The organism is Faecalibacterium sp. An58, assembly GCF_002161515.1.
GTDB classification, from domain to species: Bacteria; Bacillota; Clostridia; order Oscillospirales; family Ruminococcaceae; genus Faecalibacterium; species Faecalibacterium avium.
This window is the reverse complement of record NZ_NFHX01000053.1, coordinates 1-3,838: the sequence shown is the minus strand read 5'-3', so window position 1 is coordinate 3,838 and position 3,838 is coordinate 1. Positions and strand designations below refer to the sequence as shown.

Here is a 3,838-nt window from a genome sequence, read left to right as displayed (position 1 = left end):
TCCTCCTTATGGTGTATAAAAGATAGAGACCCAAAACAGGTTCAAAGGAAGGTCCTTTCCTTTGTGTGCCTATCATAACATACCCCCCCCGGTGTCAAGACCCAATTTTCATTTTTGCCATTTTTTCTTTATTTTCTTTAGTTCGTGTATTCTAACTTCGGAGGCAAAACGAAAAGCGCCTGCAAAGCAGGCGCTTTTGTTGCAGCAAGTGTTTAGCGGGCAGGTTTGGCTGCGCGCAGGGCGAGGCCCACCACAAGGCCCGCCAGGGCCGGGCAGACCCAGCCGAGGCCCAGCGAGAACAGGGGCAGATACCGCCCGGCGGCCTCCAAAAGGCCATGCAGGGGGAGCAGGGCCTGCGCCCCGGCGGGCAGGGCGTGCAGAAGGTCCAGCAGCGCCGCCGGAAGGGTGAAGGCGGTCACACTCACATAGACCCGGCGGTCGTTGTCAAACCACCGGCCCCCCAGGGCCAGCAGGATCAGGGTGATGGCCAGGGGATAGAGGAACATCAGGACCGGTGTGGCCCATGCAATGATGGTCTCCAGGCCGAAATTGGCCGCACCAAAGGAGAAAAGGCAGAACCCGACCGCCCATGTACGGTAGCCGGGGCCATGGGGGAACAGCTGGCAGAAGGTCTGGGAACAGCTGGTGATCAGCCCCACCGCCGTTTTCAGGCAGGCAAAGGTGACGGTCACCGCCAGGATCACGGCCCCGAATGCGCCGAAATAGTGCCGGGCAATGGTGAGCAGGGCCTCGCCGCCGTTGGAGGCCGCCGGATAGACCCCGCGGCTTTGGGCGCCCACCACAGCGACCGCCAGGTAGATCACGCCCATCAGGCCGCAGCCCAGGCATCCCGCGGCCACCGTGTTGACGGCGATGGCCCCCGGCTCGGTGACGCCCAGGTCCCGGATCACGTTGACCACCACGATGCCGAAGGCCAGCCCCGCCAGGGCGTCCATGGTGTTGTAGCCCTCCAAAAAGCCTCCCACAAAGGCGGACTGGGCATAAGCGCCCTGCGCCTGGGCCGCCGAGACCGGGCCCATGGGATGGATCAGGGCGGCGGCCAGCAGGACCCCCAGGCAGACCAAAAACAGCGGGTTGAGCACCTTGCCCACCCAGGTCAGGATCTTGCCCGGGCGGAGGGAAAAGCCCAGCACCACCGCAAAAAACACCAGCGAAAAGACCGCCAGCGCCCCCTGGCTGCCGCTTCCGCCCAGGGCCGGGGCCACGCCCGTTTCAAAGGGGACGGTGGCACACCGGGGGATGGCAAACAGAGGCCCGATGGTCAGGTAGAGCACACAGGTAAAAAACAGGCTGTACCGGGACCCCACCCGGCGGGTGAGGGCTGCCAGCCCGTCACAGCGGCTGATGCCCAGAGCCGCCACCCCCAGCAGGGGCAGGCCCACGCCGGTGACCAGCAGTCCCGCAGCGGCGGCCCACACGCTGCCGCCCGCCTGCTGACCCATGGCGGCGGGAAAGATCAGGTTGCCCGCCCCGAAAAACAGGCCGAACAGCATACTGCCCACCGCCAGCATCTGCCGGAAGGTCAGGTTCTTTTTCATGGAACACACCCTCTTGTGTATCAGAATGGTTTCATGATAGCACACCGGAAGATGAAAGTAAATAATGACCGCTACAAAAAAGCGCGATTTATTCGTCAGACCAGGAGAGGAGGCGCTTTTTGCGCAGCAGGTAATAGCCCACGCCGGCGATGTCGGCCAATGCCCAGCCGATGGGCACCGACCACCAGATGCCCACCACGCCCAGCGGGGTCGCAGACAAAAGATAGGCCAGGGCCACCCGGGTGCCCAGCGAGATGACCGTGAGCACCACGCTCATGCCGGGGCGGCCCAGGGCGCGGTAAAGCCCGTACAGCAAAAACAGGCAGCCAATGCCAAAATAGAAAGCGCCCTCAATATGCAGGTAACGCACCCCCTCGGCGATGACGGCGGCTTCTCCCGCGTCCACAAACAGGCCCATCAGCGGCGCGGCAAAGACCCACACCAGAGCCGACAGCACCACCCCAAACCCGATGGAGGTGAAGGCGGCCCCTTTCAGCCCGGCCCGGATGCGGCCGGCGTCTTTGGCGCCGTAGTTCTGTGCGATGAAGGTGGAGAAGGCATTGCCAAAGTCCTGCACCGGCAGATAGGCGAAGGAGTCGATCTTGACCGCCGCCGCAAAGGCCGCCATGACGGTGGGGCCAAAGCTGTTGACCAGCCCCTGCACCATCAGGATGCCGAGGTTCATCACCGACTGCTGGATGCAGGTGAGGAAGGAGTAGCTGGCCACCTCTTTCAGGCAGGCGGGCCGCAGGCGCAGGTATTTGCCCAGGCCCCGGAACTCGGTGCGGCGGGCCAGGGTATAGATCAGGATGCCGATGCCCGACACATACTGGGAAATAACGGTAGCCTCGGCGGCGCCCCCCACGCTGCGGCCCAGGCCCAGCACAAAATACAGGTCCAGCACAATGTTCAGGCAGGCGGACACCGCCAGAAAAGCCAGAGGGACCACACTGTTGCCCACCGCCCGCAGGAACGATGCGAAATAGTTGTACAAAAAGATAGCCGGAATGCCGGTAAAAATGATGGCCAGGTACTGGCGCATCAGCCCCCACACCTCGTCGGGCACCTGCAGGAATACCTGGATCCAGTCCAGACAGGCAAAGGACAGGATATTCAGCACCACCGCCACCACAGCGATCAGCGCAAACGAGGATACCAGGCTCTCGCGCAGGCCGTCGGGGTCCCGGCGTCCGAAATACATCGAGAACAGCGCCCCGCTGCCCATGCACAGGCCCAGCAGGATGGAGGTCAGGAAGGTCATCAGCGAGTAGGAGGAGCCCACCGCCGCCAGGGCGTTGGTGCCCACAAAGCGCCCCACGATCAGGGTATCGGCCACGTTGTAGCATTGCTGCAGCAGATCCCCCAGGATCATGGGGATCGCAAACAGCAGCATGGAACGCATCACCGGCCCCCGCGTCAGGTCCTGGTTCATGGCTGTCATCTCCGTTTCTATTCGAAAGTTTTATCTTACGTTTCGAAATGATTATAGTCCCGGCGGCACGGGATGTCAACAGCAGGTTTCTTTTTGGGGCCAAACATGCTATAATAACCCCCGAAAGACAGACAAAGGGGGTTTTTCACCATGTTTCTGGAAGGGTTGGACAGCCTGGACCGTCAGATCGTCCAGCTGCTGATCGAGAACGCCCGGATGTCCTATTCCGATATCGGGCAGGCGGTGGGGATCAGCCGGGTGGCGGTCAAGGCGCGGATCCAGGCGCTGGAGCAGCGCGGGGTGATCGAGGAATACACCACCATCATCAATCCGCAGAAGATCAGCGGCGCGGTCAGCTGTTATTTTGAGATCGAGACCCGCCCCGACACCCTGGCCCAGGTAACGGCCCTGCTGGCGGCCAACGAGACGATCACCCAGATCTACCGGGTCACCGGCAAGGACAAGCTGCACGTCCACGCGGTGGCGGCCTCGGGCGAGGAGATGGAGCGCCTGATCCGTGAGGTCATCGACCCCTTGCCAGGGGTACTGAGCTGCAGCTGCAACATGATCCTCTCCCGTATCAAGGACATCAAGGGCCTGCGGCTGTGAGCGCCCGGCAGCCCGAGCGGCGCTCTCGATTCCACTCTGTATATAACACGCCGATTATTCCGCGCAATCATCCTCCTTTTGCCCGCGTGCAGGCAGAAGGAGGATTTTTTCGACACGCCAAACAATGCGGGGGCCGGCTTTGCAGCCGGCCCCCGCAGAGGGACCCTATCTTTCGTGACGCAAAAGTTCTTTTGTTTTGGTGCGATCAACAACAGAAGGAATATTGGTTCTATTCCTC

The 3,838-nt window shown here is 61.9% G+C and carries 3 protein-coding genes; 1 reads left to right on the top strand and 2 read right to left on the bottom strand.

Annotation, left to right across the window (positions count from 1 at the left end; all coding sequences use genetic code 11):
• Positions 1-212 precede the first annotated feature (212 nt).
• Entirely contained in the window at positions 213-1,559 is a 1,347-nt protein-coding gene (gene brnQ / locus B5G12_RS13960; RefSeq protein ID WP_087325468.1) for a branched-chain amino acid transport system II carrier protein, read from the bottom strand.
• An 88-nt stretch (positions 1,560-1,647) separates the two neighbouring features.
• Complete coding sequence (locus B5G12_RS13955) at positions 1,648-2,991, bottom strand: MATE family efflux transporter (RefSeq protein ID WP_087325467.1); 1,344 nt, start codon at positions 2,989-2,991, stop codon at positions 1,648-1,650.
• Positions 2,992-3,141: 150 nt separating this feature from the next.
• Between B5G12_RS13955 and B5G12_RS13950 the strand changes: the two genes are divergently transcribed.
• Complete coding sequence (locus B5G12_RS13950) at positions 3,142-3,600, top strand: Lrp/AsnC family transcriptional regulator (RefSeq protein ID WP_087325466.1); 459 nt, start codon at positions 3,142-3,144, stop codon at positions 3,598-3,600.
• Positions 3,601-3,838 lie beyond the last annotated feature (238 nt).

Bases quoted from the DNA above. Each gene is read 5' to 3' on its own strand.
- brnQ (WP_087325468.1), bottom strand. From the start codon at position 1,559: ATGAAAAAGAACCTGACCTTCCGGCAGATGCTGGCGGTGGGCAGTATG.
- B5G12_RS13955 (WP_087325467.1), bottom strand. From the start codon at position 2,991: ATGAACCAGGACCTGACGCGGGGGCCGGTGATGCGTTCCATGCTGCTG.
- B5G12_RS13950 (WP_087325466.1), top strand. From the start codon at position 3,142: ATGTTTCTGGAAGGGTTGGACAGCCTGGACCGTCAGATCGTCCAGCTG.